Source organism: Micrococcus sp. UYEF5, assembly GCF_040546065.1.
Classification (GTDB): Bacteria; Actinomycetota; Actinomycetes; order Actinomycetales; family Micrococcaceae; genus Micrococcus; species Micrococcus luteus.
Window position 1 is genome coordinate 41,064 of record NZ_JBEPNB010000007.1, and the last position, 20,597, is coordinate 61,660.

The 20,597-nt window shown below is 75.2% G+C and carries 18 protein-coding genes; 6 read left to right on the forward strand and 12 right to left on the reverse strand.

The window, feature by feature from the left end; translation table 11 throughout:
* The first annotated feature begins 33 nt into the window (after positions 1-33).
* Positions 34-546, forward strand: a complete 513-nt coding sequence (locus ABIB16_RS08110; protein WP_061866997.1) for an Rv3235 family protein — start codon at positions 34-36, stop codon at positions 544-546.
* 87 nt (positions 547-633) lie between these two features.
* On the opposite strand, the gene secA is transcribed toward ABIB16_RS08110, so the two are convergent.
* The 12 genes from secA to ABIB16_RS08170 form a co-directional block, all read right to left on the reverse strand.
* Positions 634-3,369 (reverse strand): preprotein translocase subunit SecA, encoded by a 2,736-nt coding sequence (gene secA, locus ABIB16_RS08115; RefSeq protein ID WP_354436187.1) that lies wholly within the window; start codon positions 3,367-3,369, stop codon positions 634-636.
* 174 nt (positions 3,370-3,543) lie between these two features.
* Positions 3,544-4,221 (reverse strand): ribosome hibernation-promoting factor, HPF/YfiA family, encoded by a 678-nt coding sequence (gene hpf / locus ABIB16_RS08120; protein WP_041105232.1) that lies wholly within the window; start codon positions 4,219-4,221, stop codon positions 3,544-3,546.
* A gap of 149 nt (positions 4,222-4,370) precedes the next feature.
* Positions 4,371-5,168, reverse strand: coding sequence for a ComF family protein (locus ABIB16_RS08125; protein ID WP_354436188.1), 798 nt, complete (start codon positions 5,166-5,168; stop codon positions 4,371-4,373).
* 108 nt (positions 5,169-5,276) lie between these two features.
* Positions 5,277-7,022 (reverse strand): LpqB family beta-propeller domain-containing protein, encoded by a 1,746-nt coding sequence (locus ABIB16_RS08130; protein ID WP_002854873.1) that lies wholly within the window; start codon positions 7,020-7,022, stop codon positions 5,277-5,279.
* Positions 7,019-8,944, reverse strand: coding sequence for an MtrAB system histidine kinase MtrB (gene mtrB, locus ABIB16_RS08135; RefSeq protein WP_041105228.1), 1,926 nt, complete (start codon positions 8,942-8,944; stop codon positions 7,019-7,021). The genes ABIB16_RS08130 and mtrB overlap by 4 nt, the downstream gene beginning before the upstream one ends.
* A gap of 4 nt (positions 8,945-8,948) precedes the next feature.
* Positions 8,949-9,629 carry an MtrAB system response regulator MtrA gene (gene mtrA / locus ABIB16_RS08140; RefSeq protein WP_036315993.1) on the reverse strand — a complete coding sequence of 227 codons (681 nt, stop codon included), beginning with the start codon at positions 9,627-9,629 and terminating at the stop codon, positions 8,949-8,951.
* Between the two features lie 152 nt (positions 9,630-9,781).
* Positions 9,782-10,897 carry a hypothetical protein gene (locus ABIB16_RS08145; protein ID WP_041105226.1) on the reverse strand — a complete coding sequence of 372 codons (1,116 nt, stop codon included), beginning with the start codon at positions 10,895-10,897 and terminating at the stop codon, positions 9,782-9,784.
* Positions 10,890-11,279 (reverse strand): chorismate mutase, encoded by a 390-nt coding sequence (locus ABIB16_RS08150; RefSeq protein WP_041105225.1) that lies wholly within the window; start codon positions 11,277-11,279, stop codon positions 10,890-10,892. Before ABIB16_RS08150 ends, ABIB16_RS08145 begins: the two co-directional genes overlap by 8 nt.
* 9 nt (positions 11,280-11,288) lie before the next feature.
* Positions 11,289-12,425: a tRNA 2-thiouridine(34) synthase MnmA gene (gene mnmA, locus ABIB16_RS08155; protein WP_041105223.1), complete on the reverse strand. Its 1,137-nt coding sequence runs from the start codon at positions 12,423-12,425 to the stop codon at positions 11,289-11,291.
* Between the two features lie 39 nt (positions 12,426-12,464).
* On the reverse strand, positions 12,465-13,667 hold the full coding sequence (locus tag ABIB16_RS08160) for a cysteine desulfurase family protein (protein WP_041105221.1): 1,203 nt from the start codon (positions 13,665-13,667) through the stop codon (positions 12,465-12,467).
* 37 nt (positions 13,668-13,704) lie between these two features.
* Positions 13,705-14,394: a potassium channel family protein gene (locus tag ABIB16_RS08165; protein WP_063189522.1), complete on the reverse strand. Its 690-nt coding sequence runs from the start codon at positions 14,392-14,394 to the stop codon at positions 13,705-13,707.
* Positions 14,387-15,745: a TrkH family potassium uptake protein gene (locus ABIB16_RS08170; protein WP_354436189.1), complete on the reverse strand. Its 1,359-nt coding sequence runs from the start codon at positions 15,743-15,745 to the stop codon at positions 14,387-14,389. Before ABIB16_RS08170 ends, ABIB16_RS08165 begins: the two co-directional genes overlap by 8 nt.
* A gap of 65 nt (positions 15,746-15,810) precedes the next feature.
* Here ABIB16_RS08170 and folP point away from each other — a divergent pair, with 65 nt between their 5' ends.
* Genes folP through ABIB16_RS08195 form a run of 5 tightly spaced genes read left to right on the forward strand, consistent with a single transcriptional unit; the run spans position 15,811 to position 20,582 of the window.
* The gene (folP, locus tag ABIB16_RS08175; protein WP_041105217.1) at positions 15,811-16,803 is read left to right on the forward strand and encodes a dihydropteroate synthase; all 993 of its coding nucleotides are present in this window, start codon (positions 15,811-15,813) and stop codon (positions 16,801-16,803) included.
* Positions 16,800-17,591 (forward strand): pyrimidine reductase family protein, encoded by a 792-nt coding sequence (locus ABIB16_RS08180; RefSeq protein WP_041105215.1) that lies wholly within the window; start codon positions 16,800-16,802, stop codon positions 17,589-17,591. Before folP ends, ABIB16_RS08180 begins: the two co-directional genes overlap by 4 nt.
* Positions 17,588-18,544, forward strand: coding sequence for a J domain-containing protein (locus tag ABIB16_RS08185; RefSeq protein ID WP_041105213.1), 957 nt, complete (start codon positions 17,588-17,590; stop codon positions 18,542-18,544). The genes ABIB16_RS08180 and ABIB16_RS08185 overlap by 4 nt, the downstream gene beginning before the upstream one ends.
* 39 nt (positions 18,545-18,583) lie before the next feature.
* A complete protein-coding gene (locus ABIB16_RS08190; protein WP_002854896.1) occupies positions 18,584-19,144 on the forward strand; it encodes a tRNA (cytidine(34)-2'-O)-methyltransferase in 561 nt (186 codons plus the stop codon).
* Positions 19,145-19,151: 7 nt separating this feature from the next.
* Complete coding sequence (locus ABIB16_RS08195; protein WP_041105211.1) at positions 19,152-20,582, forward strand: anti-sigma factor; 1,431 nt, start codon at positions 19,152-19,154, stop codon at positions 20,580-20,582.
* Positions 20,583-20,597 lie beyond the last annotated feature (15 nt).

Below are 20,597 nucleotides of genomic sequence, written 5' to 3' on the forward strand. Positions count from 1 at the left end.
TCCCCCGCTTCGCCTCGTCCTCAGGAGACCGCCATGACCACCCTCGCCACCCGCCCCCGCGCCGCTTCCGACCGGCGCACCGCCGACACCCTCCTCCACGGGCCCGCCCACAGCCCCGCAGTCCTGCCCCGCGGTGAGGAGATCGCCCGGCGGGCCCGCACCGAACAGGGGCGCGAGGAGCTGCGCCGCGTCCGCTCGCTCGCCGCCGTGATCGCCGTCGCCTGCGTCGAGGTCGAGACGGGCCGCCGTGCCCTGCGGGACCTCTCCGCCTGGCTCTCGCCCGAGGTCCTGGACAAGTTGACCCGTCGCATGGAGCTGCTGGGCGCCGTCGCGCCGACCGGGCCCGGTCGACGGCCCTCCGCGGCCGTCCCGCCCCGGACGCCCAAGTCCGCACCCCGCCCGGTGGGTGCCCGCGTGTGCGAGGTCGCGCCCGGCCGGGTGGAGGCCAGCGCGACGGTGCTGTGGGAGGGCCGGGCCCGGGCCTTCGCGCTCCGACTCGAGCGGCGGCTCAGCCGGTGGAAGGTGACGTCGGTCGAGATCGGCTGAGCCGGATCGTCCCGTCGGACTGACGAGCGAGGGCCCGGAGACCTGGAGGTCTGCGGGCCCTCGTCCTGCGTCGTGGCAGGATGCCGGTCAGCCGCGGCGGCCGCGGCGCTCCGCCTGACGGCGGGAGCGGCGGTTCGTGCCCGCCGCGACCGTGGCGCCGGAGTCCGTGCCGCTGCGGGTGACCGCGCTCTGCCCGTCCTCGGACGGACCGGTGAAACGCAGCTGCGCCGGCTGCTGCGGGGCGTCGATGCCCTCCACGGAGATCTGCGGGGCCATCGTCACGGCGCGGGCGTCCTGGACGCCGGGCAGCGACGTCGACGCGGGGGCCGCACTGATCTGCGCCTGGAACAGCGTGCGCACGGCGTCCTCGCGGATGGCGGCGAGCATGTTCTGGAACATCGTGTAGCCCTCGCGCTGGTACTCCACGAGGGGCTCGCGCTGGGCCATCGCGCGCAGCCCGATGCCCTCCTTGAGGTAGTCCATCTCGTAGAGATGCTCCTGCCAGCGGCGCCCGATGGTGGCGAGCACCACGCGACGCTCCGCCTCCCGCAGCGCCTCGGACCCCACCTGCGCCTCCCGGTCCTCGTACGCCAGGAGCGCATCGGAGACGAGTTCGCGCTTGAGGACCTCGGCCTTGAGCCGGCCCCGGCCGCCGACCTCGTCGAGGACGTCCTCCTGCGAGATGCCCACGGGGTAGAGCTCTGCCAGGTCCCGCCACAGCTGGTCGAGGTCCCAGTCGGTGGCGTGGCCCTCCTCGGTGGCCGCGTCCACGATGTTCCCGACGGCGTCCTCCACGAAGCGGCGCACCCGGTCCTGCAGGTCCTCCCCCTCGAGGATGGAACGGCGGTCCGTGTAGATGGCCTCGCGCTGGCGGTTCATCACGTCGTCGTACTTGAGCACGTTCTTGCGCTGCTCGGCGTTGCGCCCCTCGACCTGCGCCTGCGCGTTCTGGATCGCCTTCGAGACGAAGCCGAACTCGAGCGCCATGTCGTCCGGGATCGACGGGCTGTTCATGATCCGCTGGGCCACGCCCGGGTTGAAGTTGAGCATGAGCTCGTCCGTGAGGGAGAGGTAGAACCGGGACTCGCCCGGGTCGCCCTGACGGCCGGAACGACCGCGCAGCTGGTTGTCGATGCGGCGCGAGTCGTGGCGCTCGGTGCCCACCACGTACAGGCCGCCGGCCTCGATGACCGCGCGGTGCGCGTCCTCCACGGCGGCCTCGGCCTGCGCCAGCACCTCGGGCCAGCGGGCCTCGTACGCCTCCGGGTCCTCGGCGGCGTCGAGGCCCAGCTCCTGCATGCGGGCCACCGCCGTGAACTCGGCGTTGCCGCCGAGCATGATGTCGGTGCCGCGGCCGGCCATGTTGGTGGCCACGGTGACGGCGCCCGGGCGGCCGGCCTGCGCCACGATGGCGGCCTCGCGGGCGTGGTTCTTCGCGTTCAGGACCTCGTGGCGGACGCCGCGCTTGGCCAGCAGCGTGGAGAGGTACTCGGACTTCTCCACCGAGGTGGTGCCCACCAGGACCGGTTGGCCCTTCGCGTGCCGCTCGGCGATGTCGTCGACGACGGCGTCGAACTTGACCTTCTCGTTCTTGTACACCACGTCGTTGCGGTCCACGCGCTGTCGCTCCCGGTTCGGCGGGATCACGACGACGCCGAGGCCGTAGGTCGACGTGAACTCGGCGGCCTCCGTCTCGGCGGTGCCCGTCATGCCGGCGAGCTTCTCGTAGCCGCGGAAGTAGTTCTGCAGGGTCACCGTGGCCAGCGTCTGGTTCTCGGGCTTGACCTCGACGCCCTCCTTGGCCTCGATGGCCTGGTGGAGCCCCTCGTTGTAGCGGCGTCCCTTGAGCACGCGGCCCGTGTGCTCGTCGACGATCTGCACCTCGCCGTCGAGGACCACGTAGTCCTTGTCCCGCTTGAACAGCTCCTTGGCCTTGACCGCGTTGTTCAGGAACTGGATGAGCGTGGTGTTCTGCGTCTCGTACAGGTTCGTGATGCCGAGGTGGTCCTCGACCTTCTCGATGCCGGGGCCGAGGATGCCGACGGTGCGCTTCTTGTGGTCCACCTCGTAGTCCGTGTCCGCCTCGAGGCGGCGCACCAGCCGGGCGAACTCGCCGTACCACCGGTTGGCCTCTCCCTGGGCGGGGCCGGAGATGATCAGCGGGGTGCGGGCCTCGTCGATGAGGATCGAGTCCACCTCGTCGACGATCGCGTAGTGGTGCTCACGCTGCACGAGCTCGTCGAGGGACCAGGCCATGTTGTCCCGGAGGAAGTCGAAGCCGAACTCGTTGTTCGTGCCGTAGGTGATGTCCGCGGCGTACTGCTCGCGGCGTACGGCCGGGGTCTGGCCCGCCACGATGACGCCCGTCTGCATGCCGAGGAAGCGGAACACGCGGCCCATGAGGTCGGCCTGGTAGGAGGCGAGGAAGTCGTTGACCGTCACCACGTGCACGCCCCTGCCGGACAGCGCGTTGAGGTAGGCCGGGGCGGTGGCCACGAGGGTCTTGCCCTCGCCGGTCTTCATCTCCGCGATGTTGCCCTGGTGCAGCGCGATGCCGCCGAGCAGCTGGACGTCGTAGTGCCGCTGGCCGAGCGTGCGTCCCGCGGCCTCCCGGACCGCGGCGAACGCCTCCGGCAGGAGCAGGTCCAACGACTCGCCGTCCGCATGCCGGGCCCGGAGCGTGTCCGTCTCGGCACGCAGCTCCGCATCGCTGAGCGCCCGGAAGTCATCCTCGAGGAGGTTCACGGCGTCCACCGTGGCCTGCATACGCTTGAGGACGCGGTTGTCCGAGATCTTCAGGACGCGGTCGATGATCGAAGGCACTGGTTCTCTGCTCCCTTGCGGTGTGGCCGGGGCGGGACGGGATGCCCCTCGCGCTCGGCCGTGGCGCGGTCTCCGGGACAGTGTACGGGCCGAGCCCGGACGGGCCGCGGCGCCCGTCCCGGAGGGGAAGGGCGCCGCGGCGTCAGCAGGTCGTGGTCGACGTCGGCGGGGCGGTCAGTCCTCCCGCGCCTGGTAGGCCCGCTCCCCCTCGGAGGCGGAGACGTGATCCTGCGGGAGGGACTCGTCCAGGCGGATCACGCCGTAGCTCCAGCCCCGACGACGGTAGACCACGGAGGGCACGCCGGTCTCGGCGTTCTGGAAGAGGAAGAAGTCATGACCCACCAACTCCATCGCGTCCACGGCCTCGTCCACGCTCATGGGGGTCGCGGGGAACGCCTTCTGGCGGATGCGCACCGGGGTGCCCACCTCGGGGGCGTCCTGCTCGGCGGCCTCCTCCGCGGCCAGCGCGGCACCCGACGGCGGCAGCGGCGGCACGAATCCGACCTCGCCCGCACCGCGGGAGGCGCCGAGCTTGCCGTGGCGGCGGTCCTTGCGGCGGTCGCGCATGCGCCGCAGGCGCTCGGTCAGTCGGGTGGCGGCCTGGTCGAAGGCTGCCAGCTTGTCGTCCGCGTCGGCCTCGGCCCGCACGACGTCCCGCGGGCCACGGACCGTCAGTTCCACGCGGACCGTCTCGTCCGAGTGCTTGTGGTGGGAGGACTTCGTCACGCGGACCTCGAGCGTGTCGGCGCCCTCGGCGAGCGGCTGGAGGCGCTCGGTGCGCTCGACGACGTGGTCGCGGAAGCTCTCCGGGAGCCTGAGGTTGCGGGCGATGTAGCTGACATCCATGGTCATGGCGTCCTCCTGGTCCGACTCTCACGGGTCCGGCCTCGGGAGGGGAGGTGCGCCTCGGTGTCGCGTCCGCAGGGCGGCGGCGGGTCCGAGGGTGCGACCTCCTTCCAGCCGTCGGCAGGACGGGAACCGTAGGGGCGATTCCGTGCCGTTCACCCTACCCGGGGGCCTGGCCGGGGGCCAGGCTCGGCGGGGTCCCGCGGCGGGGCCACGGCCGCGAGCACGACGGCCCCGACGGGGTGCCCGCCGGCGCGGCGCACCGCCTCCGCGAGCGCGGCGAGGGTGGCGCCGGTGGTGAGGACGTCGTCCACGAGCAGGACGGGCGCGCCGGCCGGCAGCCGCCCGGCGGCGACGCGCCAGTCCCGGGCCCGCCGGCGGCGCTGGCCCGCCCCGGCGCCCGCGTGGGACGGGCCGCCGCCCCGGAGCGTGCTCGCGCGGGGCAGCAGGCGCGCACGGACGGCGTCGGAGACCAGCCACGGCGCCGGCAGCGCCCGGGTGAGCTCGGCGAGCGGGTCGTAGCCGCGCCGTCGGAATCCGACCGCGCCGCCCGGGACCGGGACGAGCAGGGCGTGCCGCGCCCCGGGCAGGTCCGGCTCGAGGCGCGCCGCGGCGACGGTCCGGCAGAGGGCCTCGCCCAGCACGCCGCGCAGGTGCAGCGCGTGATGGTCCTTGAACGCGAGCACGGCGGCCGCCAGCGGTTCTGCGTAGCGACCGGCCGCCATCACCGGCAGGGGAGCGCCGCCGGGGCCCAAGGGCAGGGCCGGGGCGTCCTGCTCCGCCCGGAAGGGCAGGGACAGGGCGGCGGTCAGTCCCTCCGCGCAGGCCGGGCAGAGCCGGTGGCCCGGCGCCGCGCACACCGCGCACTCGGCGGGCAGGACCAGGTCGGCCAGGGCCCGACCGAGGGCGCCGAACGCCGACGCCGGGGACGGGGAGGACGGCGGGGAACGCATGCAACGAGTCCACCGCACGCCACCGCCGTCCGGGCGCCGGGGCGGGCCGCTGTGCGGGACGGGGCGGCTGTGCAGGAATGGACGACGGGCGCCCGGCGCGGGCCCGGCTCAGTCCGGGAACGAGAGGTCGCGCACCCCGCGGTCGAGCTCCTGCGCCCGCCACGAGGAGCCCACCAGCAGGAACACGAACTCCTCCGTCTCCGCGTAATAGGCGCCGTCGTCGCCGGCGGAGATCCCCCGCAGACCGCCCAGCGGGTTGAGCTCCCGGACGGTGCCGTCGATCGAGACGATCCGCGGCACCACGCGCTCCTCCGGCTTCTCGGCGTACGCCGAGACGAGCAGGTTCGTGTCGCCGGCCCACTCCACCGAGTCCTCCGACCCGGAGGAGGGCAGCAGGATCGGCTCGGTCAGGGCGTTCGGCACCCCGTCCGAACCGCGCACGACGCCGGACACGCGCAGAGTGGTCCGCTGGCCGTCGTCGACGAGCATCGCGGCCCGGGCCCCGCTCCGGGACAACCGCAGGTCGACGATCCGCTCGCCGGGCCGCAGCCACGTGGCCGTCACGATGCGCTCCTGCCCGCCGGGCTGGGCCGAGACGGCGCGGATCCGCGAGGTCGTCCCCCGGTCGGCCGCCCACACCCAGCCCAGGAGGTCCAGCGACGGGACGGTGAGCCCGGTGCCGCGCAGCACCTCCCGCAGGGAGCCGTCCGTGCCGGCGACGTGGACCGCCGTCCGGTCACGGGTGACGAACGCGAAGCGGCTGCGGTCGCCGGACATCGTCGGGCGGACCGGATCGAGCGCGGTGACGTCCGGGGCGCCGCCCACCGGCGTGACGCTGGTCCCCTGCACGTAGACGAGTCCGCCCGTCGCCGTGTCGATGCCCACCTGGACCGAGCCGACGGCGGCGTCGGTCTGGACCGGGGCGGGGCCGTCGTCTCCCGACGTGGACAGCTGGGCGCCGGCGACGGTCACCTCGACCTCCTTGACCGACTGGAGGCCCGTCAGGGTCAGCTCCAGCTGCTCCCGCATGCGGTGCCGCCGGTCGGCGTCGGCCCCCTCGGCAGCCGCCTGGGTGAGGTCGACGTGGGCCACCCCGTCGTCGTCGACGGGCACCGTGGGCGCGGCCAGGTCGGTGCCGGTGCGCAGCGGGAAGGCCGTGTCCACCGCCCCGGCCAGATACGGTGCCGGCCCGCGCAGCAGCGCTCGCGTCACCGCGGTCACGGTGGTGCCCCGATTGACGAACCACCGCACGTCCGGCACGACGTAGCGCTTCGCGGTGTCGTAGAAGGCGAGCTCGTGCGGGGCGAACAGCTGTCCGAACTGCGCCTGGGAGAGCAGCGTGCCGTTCTCCGTGGACGTGATCCGCATGCCCTGCGGCCGTTCCTGCACCGTGACCGCCCAAGCCCGCGTGGTCCCCGGCGGCGCGATGGTCCGCAGGCCGTACTCGTCGATCTCCGAGTCGACCTCGACCTGGATCTGGTAGTGCCCGGCGCCGTCGCCCCGGGTGATGCGCGGCTCCGCCGAGTACACGAGAGTGCGCTGTCCGGGCGTCCACTGGGTGGCCGCTGGCCCGTCGAGGAACTCGCGCGCCACCGCGTAGTCGTCCTGCGGGCTCGTGCCCGCGAGCAGGAAGCCCCGGATGGCCTCCTCCGCTGTGTCCGACTCGGCCGGTCCCGGCGGATGGAACTGCGGCGCGTCGGCGGCCGCGGTGGCCCCGTCGACCGGGTCGGCGCTGCGCACCTCGGAGCTCTGGGGGATCTGGGTGCAGCCGCTGAGGGCGAGCACCAGGGCGACGATCACGCCGACGACGGCGACCCGCGGCGGGCGGGGCGGCTGCGGATCCACGGTGGTCATCGGGCCTCCTCTGCCCCGTTATCGCCGGTCCGGTCCCCGGCAGCCGACCCGTCGGCGGGAGGGACCACGCGCACCGGCCGGGTCGGCGCGGTCAGGGCCTGCTCGGCCTGGCGCGCGGACGGCGGGGCGGCCGCGGCCGCCGCGGCGACGTCCGTGATCGCGCCGGCGGCGTCGGCGTCCGCCTCCTGCGGGACGGGCCGGGACAGGTCATCGGCGTACCGGCGGTCCGCCGTGCTGTAGCGGGGCGGAATGGGCAGCACGGAGCGGCCGATCGGTTCGGGGGCCTCCGCGCCCTGCACGGCCGGGCGCGGCGCCCGCGGCAGGGTCACCATGAAGGTGGATCCCTCCCCCAGCTCGCCCCACGCCTCGAGCCGGCCGCCGTGCAGCCGGGTGTCCTCGGTGGCGATCGCCAGACCCAGTCCGGACCCGCCGGTGGTGCGCTTGCGTGCGGGGTCGGCGCGCCAGAACCGGTCGAACACGCGCTGCACCTGCTCGGGGCTCATGCCGATGCCGTGATCCACGACGGCGAACGTGACGGCCTCCTCGTCGGCCGCCACGAGCACGTCCACCGGCCGGCCCTCGGCGTGCTCGATCGCGTTGTTCACCAGGTTGCGCAGGATCCGTTCGATCCGCCGCGGGTCGACCCAGGCGACGTGGCCGTCGGCGCGGTCCCGGTCCATGGGCACCACGTACACGGGCACGCCGATCTGGTCGGCCAGCGGCTGAGAGGTGAGCACGACGTCGCGGGCCAGCTCGAGCATGTCCGTGGCCTCGAGGGCCGGGGTGGCGGCGCCGGCGTCGAACCGGGTGATCTCCAGCAGGTCCGCGAGCATGGCCTGGAAGCGGTCCACCTGGTGGTAGAGCAGCTCGGTCGAGCGTCGGTTGACCGGGTCGAAGTCCTCGCGTGAGCCGTACAGCACGTCGGCCGCCATCCGCACGGTCGTCAGCGGCGTGCGCAGCTCATGGGAGACGTCCGAGACGAACCGCTGCTGCATCTGGGACAGCTGGGCGAGCTGGCCGATCTGGTCCTGGATGCTGTCCGCCATCCGGTTGAAGGACATGCTCAGGCGGGCCATCTCGTCCTCACCGTCGACCGGCATCCGCACGGCCAGGTTACCGCTCGAGAGGGACTCGGCCGCCCGGGCCGCCTGCTGCACGGGCCGGGTCACCCGCCGCGAGACCCACCACGAGACCAGCACGTTGATCACCAGGAAGCCGACGCCGAACACCAGCAGCACCCCCAGCACCGAGTCGAGCGAGCTCTGGACGTCCGAGAGGTCGTAGACGAGGTAGAGCCCGTAGGTGGCACCCGGGGGCAGCACCACCTGGGCGCCGAACACGAGGCCGGGTCGGGTGCCACCGCCGGGGTCCGGCAGCGCCACGCTCGCGTCATACACGCCCGGCCCGGAGGCGACCGCGTCCTGCAGCTCCTGGGGGATCACCGCGGGATCGAGCCCGGCGGAGGAGATCGTCCCCACGTACGCTGACTCGGAGTCCGGCAGCGGGGCGAGGTGGTAGCGGCGACGGATCGTGGTGCCCGAGTCCCCCTCGAGGGCACGCAGGGTCTGGGTCACCAGCACGTCCGTGCTCTGCGCGTCCGTGGCGGTGGTCTGCGCGAACGTCTCGCGCACCTGGCTCAGGCCACGGCGGGCCTCGGCCTGGACCTGCTCGTAGCGGGCCTCGAAGAGGGCCTGGGTGATCTGCTGCGTCAGGAACGCGGCGACCACGAGGCCCGCGAGGATCGAGAGCAGGGCCGCGAGCACCGCCGTGCGCAGCCGCAGGGACCGGCGCCACCGGCGGCGCAGCGCACGCCACGCGGGGCCGGGGACCCACGACCGTGGGCGGCCGGCGGCGGGCTCGACCGGCTCGGCACCGGACTCGGCCGCCGGGGCCGCGCTCACATCCGGGCCGGACACGGTCATGCGCTCAGCCCTGGCCGGCCTTGTACCCGACGCCGCGGACGGTCAGCACGACGCACGGGTTCTCGGGATCCGGCTCGACCTTGGAGCGCAGGCGCTGGACGTGGACGTTCACGAGCCGGGTGTCGGCCTGGTGCCGGTAGCCCCAGACCTCCTCCAGGAGCATCTCGCGAGTGAAGACGTGGCGCGGCCGCCGGGCGAGGGCCACGAGGAGATCGAACTCCAGCGGGGTGAGGGCGATGCCGACGCCGCCGCGGGTGACCTGGTGGCCCGCCACATCGATCTCGAGGTCCCCGATGTGCAGGACCTCCGCCGGCTTGGCCTCCCCCTCACGCAGGCGCGCCCGGACGCGAGCCACGAGCTCGGCTGGCTTGAACGGCTTGGGCACGTAGTCGTCCGCACCCGACTCGAGGCCGCGCACCACGTCCGCCGTGTCCGATTTGGCCGTGAGCATCACGATCGGCACGTCCGACTCGGCTCGGATGAGCCTGCAGACCTCGATGCCGTCGATGCCGGGGAGCATGAGGTCCAGCAGCACGAGATCGGGGCGCTCGCGGTGGAACGCGGGCAGTGCGGAGGTGCCGTCTGCGGCGAACGTCGGCTCGAAGCCGTCGTTGCGCAGGACGATGCCGATCATCTCGGCCAGCGCCTCGTCGTCGTCCACCACCAGGATCTTGGCCTTGCCCATCCTGACCTCCTCGTCAGCGCTCCCCCCGGCGCCGCGGGCGGGACCGGCCCCGGGCACAGGAAATTTTCAGGATCAGCCCGATGATACCCGCCGGGCGGGCCCGTCCCCGGCGGACGACGCCGGAGGTCGCCCCGGTCCGTCGGGGCGCCGGCTCAGCCGCGCAGCTCGGCGAGCCGTGCGGTCAGCTCCTCCGCGTCCCGCCGCAGAGTGCGGAGCACGGCGGGGTCGTGCGACCCCGCCGCCGTGAGGCCGACGTCGCCCACGCGTCCGGGGTCCACCCCCAGCCGTTCCCACGTGCGGACGACGTCGACCGGGCGCACGCCCGGCTCGGGGGCCAGCGTCAGCCCGCGCCCCACGTCGGCCCAGCCGGCCGCCGCCTCCCACGCCTCGCGGGTGCCGGGCGTGCCGTCCGCGCCGTCGTCGAGGGCGCCCACGCCCACCACGAGGGAGACCGGGGCCGGGGCGGGCGCGTCCGCGGCTGCGTCGGGCCTGGGCAGGGACTCTCCCGTCAGCGTCGCCAGCGCGGCGGGCCCGGGCAGCTCGGCCCCCGGGGAGGCGGCCCGGCGGCCCGGCGCGAGCCACACCCGGGCGACGTCGGGCAGGGCGGTGAGCCCGTCGAGAGCGGCGCGCCACAGCCCGCGGGCCTCCTCGCGCGGCAGCGACCGGACGGTGCGGTACCCGCTCGCGGTGGGCAGGGTCCCGGCGAGGACGGCCGCCGCCCACGGCTCGTCGACGACGACGCCGAGGCGGGCCGCCCCGGTGGCCCTCCGGAGGCGGGGCAGGGCGTCCTGCAGTCCCTCGAGATAGGACTCGGCGACGTCGCGGCGGGCGCCGTGGTCGCCGAGGACGCGCTCTCCCCCGGGCAGCCAGAGGCCGGCGAGCAGGCTGAGCGGGCCGCGCACCCGCACGGCCAGACGTTCGACGACGGCGCCCTCGGCCCCCGCGGTGTCCGCCCAGCGGTGTGCGTCCTCGCGCCAGAGGGAGACGGCGCGGCGTCGGTCACGGCCGGAGCCGGCGGCCCCGGGCGGGCTGACCCGCCAGCCGTGCGGCTGCAGGTCGACGGCCAGCTCCTGCAGAAGGGCGGCCGAGCGGCCGGTGGCGTCGGCGCCGGGTCCGCGATCGGGCAGCTCGGGGAGCACCGGCCAGTGGTCCGCGCCGAGCTCGCCGAGCGTGACGCGCTGCGCCTCGGCGACGTCGGTGCCGCGCCACGGCGTGCCGCCGAGGGCGACGGGGCCGGTGGCGCCGTCGTCGTGGGCGGCCTCAGTCATCCGCGTCCCCGGAGCGCGCCCCCGGCTCCGCCTCGGCGTCCGGCCGGCCCTCGGCCGCCAGCGCGCGGTGGTGGCGGATGACCTCGGCGATGATGAAGTTCAGGAACTTCTCGGCGAACGCGGGCTCGAGGTCCGCCTCGAGCGCGAGCCGGTGCAGCCGCGCGATCTGGGCGGCCTCACGCCCGGGGTCCGAGGGCGGCAGGTCGTGCCGGGCCTTCAGCGCACCGACCCGCTGCGTGAACTTGAACCGCTCGGCCAGCAGGTAGACGAGCGAGGCGTCGATGTTGTCGATGCTGCCGCGGATCGCGAAGAGCTCGTCGAGGACCGCCGGGTCCGCGGTGCCGGGCAGTGAGCTGGCGTGGGGGTCGTAGTCCGGGCTCATGGCCGAAGCCTACGCATCCGCGGGGGCGGACAGCCGGGCATTGCGGGCGGTGTCGATGGTGGCCTGGCCGAGCACGCGGGTGCCCCGGTACAGGACGGCCGTCTGACCGGGAGCCACGCCGCGCAGGGGGCGCACCGGCTCGATCTCCCACCCCGGATGCCCCGCCGCGTCCGCGCGCTGGCGGGCGCGGGCCTCGACGATCTCGCCGTGGGCCCGGAACTGCAGCGCACAGTCGAACCAGGCACCCGTGCGGGCTTCGGGCACCGGGGCGCCGGCCCACGACGGTCGGATGCCGGTGATGCGGTCGACGTCGAGCAGCTCACGCCCGCCGACGACCACGGTGTTCTCCTTCGGCCGCACCTCGAGCACGAACCGGGGCTTGCCGTCGGGCGCGGGACGGCCGATGGCCAGGCCCTTGCGCTGGCCGACCGTGAACGCCTGGGCGCCCGCGTGGGTGCCGAGCTCCTGTCCCTCCGCGTCCACGATGGGGCCGGGGGCCAGGTCGATGCGCTCGGCCAGCCAGCCGCGGGTGTCGCCGTCGGGGATGAAGCAGATGTCGTGGGAGTCCGGCTTCGCCGCCACGGACAGGCCGCGCTCGGCCGCCTCGGCGCGCACGAGCTCCTTGGACGGCGTGTCCGCGAGCGGGAAGAGGCAGTGGGCGAGCTGATCCGCCGTCAGCACGCCGAGCACGTAGGACTGGTCCTTCGCGTCGTCCGCGGCGCGGTGCAGCTCCAGCGAGCCGTCCGGACCGGGCCGCACGGCGGCGTAGTGGCCGGTGCAGACGGCGTCGAAGCCCAGCTCGAGGGCACGCTCGAGCAGCGCCGCGAACTTGATGCGCTCGTTGCAGCGCATGCACGGGTTGGGCGTGCGGCCGGCCTCGTACTCGGCCACGAAGTCGTCCACGACGTCCTCCGCGAACCGCTCGGAGAAGTCCCACGTGTAGAAGGGGATGCCGAGCCGCTCACACGCGCGCCACGCGTCCGAGGCGTCCTCGATGGTGCAGCAGCCGCGCGAGCCGGTGCGCAGGGTGCCGGGCATGCGGGACAGGGCCAGGTGGACGCCGACGACGTCGTGTCCGGCGTCCACGGCACGCGCCGCGGCGACGGCGGAGTCGACTCCCCCGGACATGGCGGCCAGGACCTTCACGGGCGGACTCCTCTCTCGACGGCGGACGGGCGGTCCAGTCTAGACGCCCGGCCCCAGCAGCGTCCGCAGCGCGTCGATGAGCGCGGCCGCCTCGGCCTGCGTCGTCGTCCGGCCGAGGGTGAACCGCTGGGTGGCCCGCGCGTCGGCCTCCGTCCGCCCCGGCAGGGCCGCGACCACGTGCGACGGCTCGGCCACCCCGGCGGTGCACGCGGACCCGGACGAGGTGTCCAGCCCGGCCATGTCGAAGGAGAACAGCAGCGCGTCCGCCGTCCGGCCCGGCACGGTGATGTGGACGTTGCCGGGCAGTCGGTGCGTCCCCGGCGGCAGCGGCTGCCCCGTCGCCGGGTCGAGGTCCCGCGGCCCGGTCAGGCGCACCCCATCCAGGGCGTCGACGGCGGCGATCACCTCGTCCCGCAGCCCGCCCAGGCGGGCGGCCTCGGCGGGCTGCTCCGCGACAGCCTCCGCCACGGCGGCCGCGAGCGCGGCGGCCAGGGCCACCGAGACCGTGCCCGAGCGCAGGCGGCGCTCCTGGCCGCCGCCGTGCACCACGGCCTCCAGCGTGACGTCCCGGCGTACGAGCAGGGCGCCGACACCCACGGGGGCGCCGACCTTGTGCCCCGAGACGGCCAGGGTCGCGGCCCCGGACGCGGCGAAGTCCACGGGAACCGCCCCGAGGGCCTGGACGGCGTCGGTGTGCATCGGGACCCCGTGGTCGGCCGCGAGCCGGGCGGCCTCGGCCACGGGCTGGACCGTGCCGATCTCGTTGTTGGCCCACATCAGCGTGGCCAGGGCGGTCCGCTCGGGCGCGGTCGCCAGCGCGGCCCCCCATGCGGCGAGGTCGACCCGCCCGTCGTCGTCGACCGGGACGAGCACCGGCTCGGCGCCCTCGTGCGCGGCGAGCCAGTCCACCACGTCGAGGACCGCGTGGTGCTCGATGCCGGTCAGCACGATCCGGGTGCGCTCCGGCGCGGCCGCGCGGCGGGCCCGGTACAGCCCCTGGACGGCGAGGTTGTCCGCCTCGGTGCCCCCGGACGTGAGGATCACCTCGGTGGGGTGCGCCCCGAGCGCCGCGGCGATGCGCTCCCGCGCTTCCTCGAGGCGCAGCTTGGCCCGGCGGCCGGAGGCGTGGAGGGAGGCCGGGTTGCCCGGGAGCGCGGCCGCCTCGGCCAGGGCCGCGAGCGCGGTGGGGCGCACCGTCGTGGTGGCGGCGTGGTCCAGGTGCACGCGGTCCGGGGTGGTCACCCGGCCAGTCTAGGAGCCGCCCCGGATGTGCCCCGGCTCAGTCCCGGGCGAGGAACCGCTCGACGTCGCGGGTCGGGCCCACCAGGAGGATCGTGTCCTCGGGCTCGAGCACGTAGTGACTCGGCGGGTAGAGCCACGTGCCGCGGCTGCGGACGGCGACCACGCGCATGCCCCGCTCCCCCGCGAGCCCGGTGGCTCGCAGGTCCCTGCCCAGCAGGCGCGACGGCGGCGCGGCCCGGACCATGGCCAGGCCCGGCTCGACCTCGACGAAGTCCTGGAAGGACGTGCTGACCAGGTGTGCCACGCGGCGGCCCATGTCCCGCTCCGGGTGGACCACGTGCTCCACGCCGAGCTGACGCAGGATCTCGCCGTGGCGGTCGTCGTTGGCCTTGGCCCAGAGCTGGTGCGTCCCGAACCGCCGCATCAGCGAGACGGTGAGGATCGAGTCGGCGAGGTCGCCGCCGATGGCGACGACGACGTGGTCCATCTCGTGGACCGAGAGCTGGCGCATCGCCTCCTCGTCCGTGCTGTCCGCGCGGACGACGTGGGTCAGCCGGCCGTTGAGCGCCTGGACGGCCTCGGCGTCGGCGTCGACCCCCAGCACGTGGCAGTCGGACTCCATGAGCTCGAGGGCGACCCCGGAGCCGAACCGGCCGAGCCCGAGGACGGCCACGGTGGGGCGGTCGCCCCGGCGGGGGGCGAACAGGGAACGGGTGAGATCAGCCAATGAGGGGCCTCTCCTTCGGGTACTCGAAGTGGCGGGTGCGGTCGGTCAGGGCCAGGCTGCCGGCGACGGTGGCGGGGCCGATGCGGCCGACGAACATGAGGAGCATGAGGATGCCCTGCGCGGCCGGCGGCAGCTGGGCGGTGATGCCGGTGGACAGGCCCACCGTGCCGAACGCGGACACGCACTCGAACAGGATCTGGTCGGTCGTGAACGAGGACAGGCCCATGAGCGCCATCGTGGCGACGGCGATCGCGGTCGCGGAGAGCATGATCACGGTGATCGCCTCGCGGTGCGTGGTCCGGGAGAGCCGGCGGCCGAACGCATGGACGGCGCCCTCCCCCCGGATCTCCGCGAGCACGATGAACAGCAGGACGCTCGCCGTCGTGATCTTCACGCCCGAGGCGGTGCCGGCGGGGCCGCCGCCGATGAACATGAGCACGTCGGTGCCGAAGAGCGTCACGGGGTGCATCTGCCCGTAGTCCAGGGTGTTGAAGCCGGCGGTGCGGGTCGTGACGGACTGGAAGAACGCCGCGAGCACGCGCGAGGCCGGGTCCAGACCGCCCAGGGTCCGCGGGTTGGACCACTCGAGGACGAGGTACATGAGCGTGCCGCCCACCAGCAGCACCGCGGTGCCCACGAGCACGAGCCGGACCGTGAGGTTCCACCGCTCGGGTCGGCGCAGGTCTCGCCGCAGGGTCAGCACGACCGGCAGGCCCAGGCCGCCCAAGATGATCGCCGCCGCGATCGGCAGGCAGATGAACGGGTCCGAGACGAAGCCCATGAGGTTGTCGCTGAACAGCGCGAACCCGGCGTTGTTGAATGCGGAGACCGCGTGGAAGACCCCCTGCCACAGTGCCTGGCCCGGGGACATCCCCGCGCCCAGCCAGAAGCGCAGGCTCAGCAGCAGCGCCACCGAGGCCTCGACGGCCGTGGAGTACAGGACCAGGGCCCGCAGCACCCGCGGCACGTCCCCGATCCCCTCGGCCCGGGTGGAGGCCGCGGCGTCGAGGCGCTGGGTGAGGCCGAGCCGCCGGAGGATCACCAGCCCCAGCAGCGACGTGAACGTCATGACGCCCAGGCCCCCGAGCTTGATGAGCGCGAGGATCACGACCTGGCCCAGGGGTGTCCAGAACGTCTGGGTGTCCACGACGCCGAGGCCCGTCACCGTGGTGGCGCTGGTCGCCGTGAACGCGGCCTCCAGCGGGGTGGGCGCGCGGCCCTGATACGAGGCGGGCAGCAGCAGTGCGCCGGTGCCCGTCACGATGACGACGAGGAAGGAGCCGACCACGAGCTGGGTCGGACGGATGCGGGGCCGGCGCGGGCCGACCCGCGGCGACGAGGTGGATGCCACGGGAGGGAAACATAGTCCTCCCGGGGCGCACTGTCACCGTGCGGCGCCGGTGGTTGAATGGGCGGGTGCCGACCCCCTCCGTCCCCCTCGTCCACCCGGTGCACCGGTTCGCCCACCACGAGATCGACTTCCGCCGCCGGATCGTCACGATGGCCGTGGTCAACCGCACCCCGGACTCCTTCTACGACGACGGCGCCGGCGCCGTCCTGGAGGACGCCCTCGCCCAGGCCCACGCCGCGGCGGACGCCGGAGCCGAGTGGGTCGACGTCGGCGGCGTGCCGTTCGCGCCCGGGGCGGAGCTCGACCCGGCCGAGGAGGCGGCGCGGGTGGTCCCCCTGATCGCGGCCCTGCGGAGCGGGGACGGAGCCGGGTCCTCCGAGGCGTCGCGCCGGCTGATCCTCTCGGCGGACACGTTCCAGCCGGCCGTGGCCGAGGCGGCCCTGGCCGCGGGGGCGGACGTCGTCAACGACACCACGGGACTGTTCCAGGCGGACCTGGGCCGGGTGGTGGCCGCCGCGGGCGCGCACCTCGTGGTCACCCACTCCCTCGCCCACGTGCGCGGACCCCGGGCCGTGGTCCCCCGGCCGACCTACGGCGACGTCGTCACGGAGGTCCGCGACCACCTGCGGCGCACCGTCGACCGGGCCGTGGCGCTCGGCGTCCCGGAGGAGAGGATCATCGTGGACCCCGGCCACGATCTGAACAAGAACACCCGGCACACCCTCGAGATCACGCGGCGGCTGGACGAGATCGCCGCCCTGGGGCTGCCCGTGCTGGCCGCGGTCTCGAACAAGGACTTCATCGGCGAGAGCCTGGACCGGCACCGGCACGAGCGCCTGCCCGGCTCGCTGGCCGCGGCCGCGGCCTGCGTGTACGGCGGCGCCCGGATCCTGCGCATGCACGACGCCGACGCCTCCGTCTCGGCGGCCCGCATGCTCGAGTGCGTGTTCGGGTGGCGCGAGCCGGCGCGCCTGGTCCACAACATGGGCGCGGAGAACCCGCCGCCGGACCGCAGCACCCTGGCCGGACACCGCGCCCACCGCGGGGGGCGGGCATGAGACGGCTGACCGAGACCGGCCCCGGCCTGGACGACGACGCCCTCCGCGCCGCCCTCGCAGCCCCGGCGGCCGAGGACACCGGCCCCGGACCCTGGGTCCGCGTCGTGTTCATCGCCTCCGCCGACGGTGCGGCCACCCTGGACGGCCGTGCGGGCGGGCTCGGCTCCCCCGCGGACCAGCGGCTGCTCTCGCTGTCCCGGCACGACGCCGACGTCGTGCTCGTGGGGGCCGGGACCATCCGGGCCGAGGGCTACGAGGGAGCGCTGCTGTCCGAGGAGGACCGGCGTCGACGCGCGGAGGCCGGCGGGCCCGCGGACCCGCCCGTGGCCGTGGTCAGCGGCAGCCTGGACCTGGACCCGGCGTCCGCGTTCTTCACGGCCGCCCCGGTGCGCCCCTGGATCCTCACGTCCCGGGCCGCCCTCGCGGCCGAGCCGGAGCGGGCGGCGGCGCTGGCCGCGCACGCGGACGTGCTGGCGGTCGGCGAGGAGCACGTGGACTCCCAGACCATGGTGGCGACCCTGCACGCGCGCGGCGCCCGCGTCGTCCACTGCGAGGGCGGACCGCGCCTGTTCGGCAGCCTCGCGGCGGCCGGCCTCGTGGACGAGGTGCACCTCACCGTGGCGCCGCTGCTGGCCGGACCCGCCGCCGGCCGCGTCCTGACCGGTGAGGACGGCCCCGGCCTCCCCGCCCGGCTGCAGCTGGTCCAGGTGCTCCACGACGACGGCATGCTGTTCCTGCGCCTGCACCACGAGCGGCATGCCTCCCCCGGCCCGGACCCCACGCCGTGAGCGCGGCCGAGGAGCACCGCACCGCCTACGAGGTCCTCGGCGTGCCCCGCGACGCGACCGCCGAGGAGGTCCGGCGGGCCTACCGCCGCGCGGCCCGGGCCGCGCACCCCGACGTCGGCGGCGACCCCGCCGCCTTCCGGGCCGTGACGCGGGCGTGGGACCTGCTCGGCGACGCCGAGGCCCGGCGCCGGTACGACCTCTCGCTGCCCGGACCCGACGTCGCCCGAGCCCGCGACCCCCGCGCGCGGGCCGGATCAGGGCGGGCGAGACCGTCGGGACCGTCCGGACCCGGCGAACGTGCCGCCCGCCCCGTGCGCTACGAGCCCCCGCCCGGCGAGGCGGAGGCCGACCCGACCGTGCTGGACCTGCCGCGATCGAGCCAACGCGTCCACGGGGTACCGAGGCCGCGCGGGATCCTGCCGGACGAGCACCGGGTGCTGCGGCAGGCCCGCACCCTCGACGTGCTGCTGCGCCGCGTGGCGGACGCGCTCCCGGCCGCCCGGGTCCTGACCGGGCTGCGGCTGGACGGGCGCTGGGGACGGCACCTCGACGTGGACCACGCGGTGCTGTGCGGCCACCGCCTGGCGCTGATCGGCTCCGTCATGGTCCCGGAGGGGACCTACACCTGGGACGGGTCGGACCTGCGCTCCCGGGGCCGTCCCGTGGCCCCGCCGCTGCTCGGCCCCGCGATGATGGCGTGGCAGCAGGCCCTGCCCCAGGTCACCGTCGGCGGCTTCGTGCACGTGATGACGGACCGCGACGCGCGGCACGCACCCGTGATCCGCCGCACCCGCGGCGCCGAGGCGCCGGAGGCGCAGGCCGACCTGCTCACCGCCCCGCCCGCGCCCGGGATCGCGTTCGCGCGCGAGGTCGCGCTCTTCCTGGGCACCGGCACGGACCCGGACCTCGTGGACCGACGCGCGCTCGGCGCGCTGGTCGACCGGCTCCACTGAGGCACCCCCCGCCCGGCGGCGCCCCACTAGGCTGAGCGGGTGCCCGACTCCCCCACCCCACCCCGCCCGAACCCGCACGAGGGCGCCGACCGCGCCCCGGCGCCCGGCACCCCCGGCTTCCGGATCCTGCTGCTCACCCCCGAGATCCCCGGCAACACCGGCAACGCGATCCGGCTCGCCGCCCTCACGGGGGCCGAGCTGCACCTCGTGGAGCCGCTGGGCTTCGGGTTCGAGGACGCCCACCTGCGCCGCGCCGGCCTGGACTACCACGACCTCGCGGTGGTGACGGTGCACCCGGACCTCGACGCGGCGCTCGCAGCCCTCGCCCCCGCCCGCGTGCTGGCCTTCACCGCGCGCGGGTCCGTGCGGCACGACCGGGTCGCCTACCGGTCCGGAGACGTGCTGCTCTTCGGCCGCGAGTCCACCGGCCTGCCGGAGGAGGTGCTGGCCGACCCGCGGGTCACCGAGACCGTCTGCCTGCCCATGCAGCCGGCCCGTCGGTCCCTGAACCTGGCGAACGCCGTCTCCATCGCCGTGTACGAGGCCTGGCGCCAGCACGACTTCGCCGGGTCCGCTGCCCACCCCGATTCCCTAGACTGAGGCCACCATGCAGACTCCTGACGCGTCCGAGCCCCACGCCGACCGCCCCGACGACGCCGGCCAGCCCGCCCTGGACACCCTCCTGCGCCGCAGCGCCGAGGGTGACCGGGCCGCGTTCTCCGCGTTCTACGACGCCACGGTCCCGTGGGTGCACGGCCTGGCCGAGGCGATGTTCGGCCCCGGCGACGACGCCGCCGCGGCCACGGTCCGCACCTACCTGACGGCATGGGAGGAGGCCTCCGAGGCCGGGCTCGACCTGAGCGAGCGTGACGACGCGACCCACCGCGAGCGCCAGGTGTTCACGTGGCTCGAGGTCCTCGCCCACCGTGTGATGACCTCGCTGCGCCGCGCCGGCGGCTCCGCGGCGGAACGTGGGCGTCGTCCCGGCCCGGCCGGGCCCGCGCCGTTGCCCGAGGACCTCGTCGACCGCGTGGCCCCGGACGCCTACGAGGCCGTGCGACTGGCGTGGCTGGGCGGCTGCACCGACCGGGAGGTCGCCGATCGGCTGGGTCTGCCGGCCGACCAGGCCCGCACCCTCCTGCGTGACGGCGTGCGGCAGGTCGTGGCGGCCCGCCGCGACCTCACGCAGGACGCCGCCCGGCCGTCCGCGCCGGCCCCGGCGACCGGCCCGGCACTCGGCGCGGACGTGCGCGAGGACGTGGACGCCGGCCGCGCACTCGAGCTGGCCGACCTCTCGGCCGTGCACGCCCTCGACACGGCCGGGCACACCGCGGCCTTCTCCGCCGTGCAGCGGCGGGGCGGCGAGCTGGCCCTGTGGCGCTCCCGGGTGGACGGTGCGCGCCAGGCGGTGGCCTGGGCGTTCCGGTCCGTGACGGCCGAGCCGCCGTCGGCCCTGCTCGACGAGGTCCTGCGTCGCCTGCCCGCCCAGGACGTGGGCATGGACCTGATCGGCGACGAGTCCGCCCCCGCCGGCCCGCCGCGGGACCGCCTGCGCTGGCTCAAGGTGACCGCCCTCCTGCTGCTCGCGGCCCTCGTGCTCGGCGTCGGCGGGTGGACGGTGTGGAGTCAGTTCACGCGGCCGGGCATCGTGCACCGCATCGACCAGTCGAAGGACCTGTTCACGACCTCGGAGTACCCGGCCCAGGACGGCGGCACGGTCCAGGCGTTCCTGTCCCGGGAGCAGAACAGCGGCTACCTGACGATCAGCGGGATGCCCCAGCTGCCGGAGGGTCAGTCCTACCAGCTGTGGCTCTACCCCTCGGACGGCACGGCCCCGGCCTCGCTCGGCACGTTCGACGCCAACGGCTTCGGCGAGCCCGTCACCTTCCGGGGGCTGGACCGCTTCGCGGCGATGGGCATCTCCGTGGAGCCCAGCTCGGGCTCGGAGGTGCCGACGTCGGAGCCCGTCGTCGGCGTGGACCTCGACCCCACCGCGCAGACCGGCCCGCGCTACGGCGGTCGGCCGAGCACCAACTGAGATCCCCCGCAGGGG

What these genes read in the sequence shown, in the direction of transcription:
- ABIB16_RS08180 (WP_041105215.1), top strand. Translation starts at nt 16,800, where the DNA reads ATGAGACGGCTGACCGAGACCGGCCCCGGCCTGGACGACGACGCCCTC.
- mtrB (WP_041105228.1), bottom strand. Translation starts at nt 8,944, where the DNA reads ATGACCGTGTCCGGCCCGGATGTGAGCGCGGCCCCGGCGGCCGAGTCC.
- ABIB16_RS08145 (WP_041105226.1), bottom strand. Translation starts at nt 10,897, where the DNA reads ATGACTGAGGCCGCCCACGACGACGGCGCCACCGGCCCCGTCGCCCTC.
- hpf (WP_041105232.1), bottom strand. Translation starts at nt 4,221, where the DNA reads ATGACCATGGATGTCAGCTACATCGCCCGCAACCTCAGGCTCCCGGAG.
- ABIB16_RS08125 (WP_354436188.1), bottom strand. Translation starts at nt 5,168, where the DNA reads ATGCGTTCCCCGCCGTCCTCCCCGTCCCCGGCGTCGGCGTTCGGCGCC.
- ABIB16_RS08150 (WP_041105225.1), bottom strand. Translation starts at nt 11,279, where the DNA reads ATGAGCCCGGACTACGACCCCCACGCCAGCTCACTGCCCGGCACCGCG.
- mtrA (WP_036315993.1), bottom strand. Translation starts at nt 9,629, where the DNA reads ATGGGCAAGGCCAAGATCCTGGTGGTGGACGACGACGAGGCGCTGGCC.
- ABIB16_RS08130 (WP_002854873.1), bottom strand. Translation starts at nt 7,022, where the DNA reads ATGACCACCGTGGATCCGCAGCCGCCCCGCCCGCCGCGGGTCGCCGTC.
- ABIB16_RS08195 (WP_041105211.1), top strand. Translation starts at nt 19,152, where the DNA reads ATGCAGACTCCTGACGCGTCCGAGCCCCACGCCGACCGCCCCGACGAC.
- ABIB16_RS08110 (WP_061866997.1), top strand. Translation starts at nt 34, where the DNA reads ATGACCACCCTCGCCACCCGCCCCCGCGCCGCTTCCGACCGGCGCACC.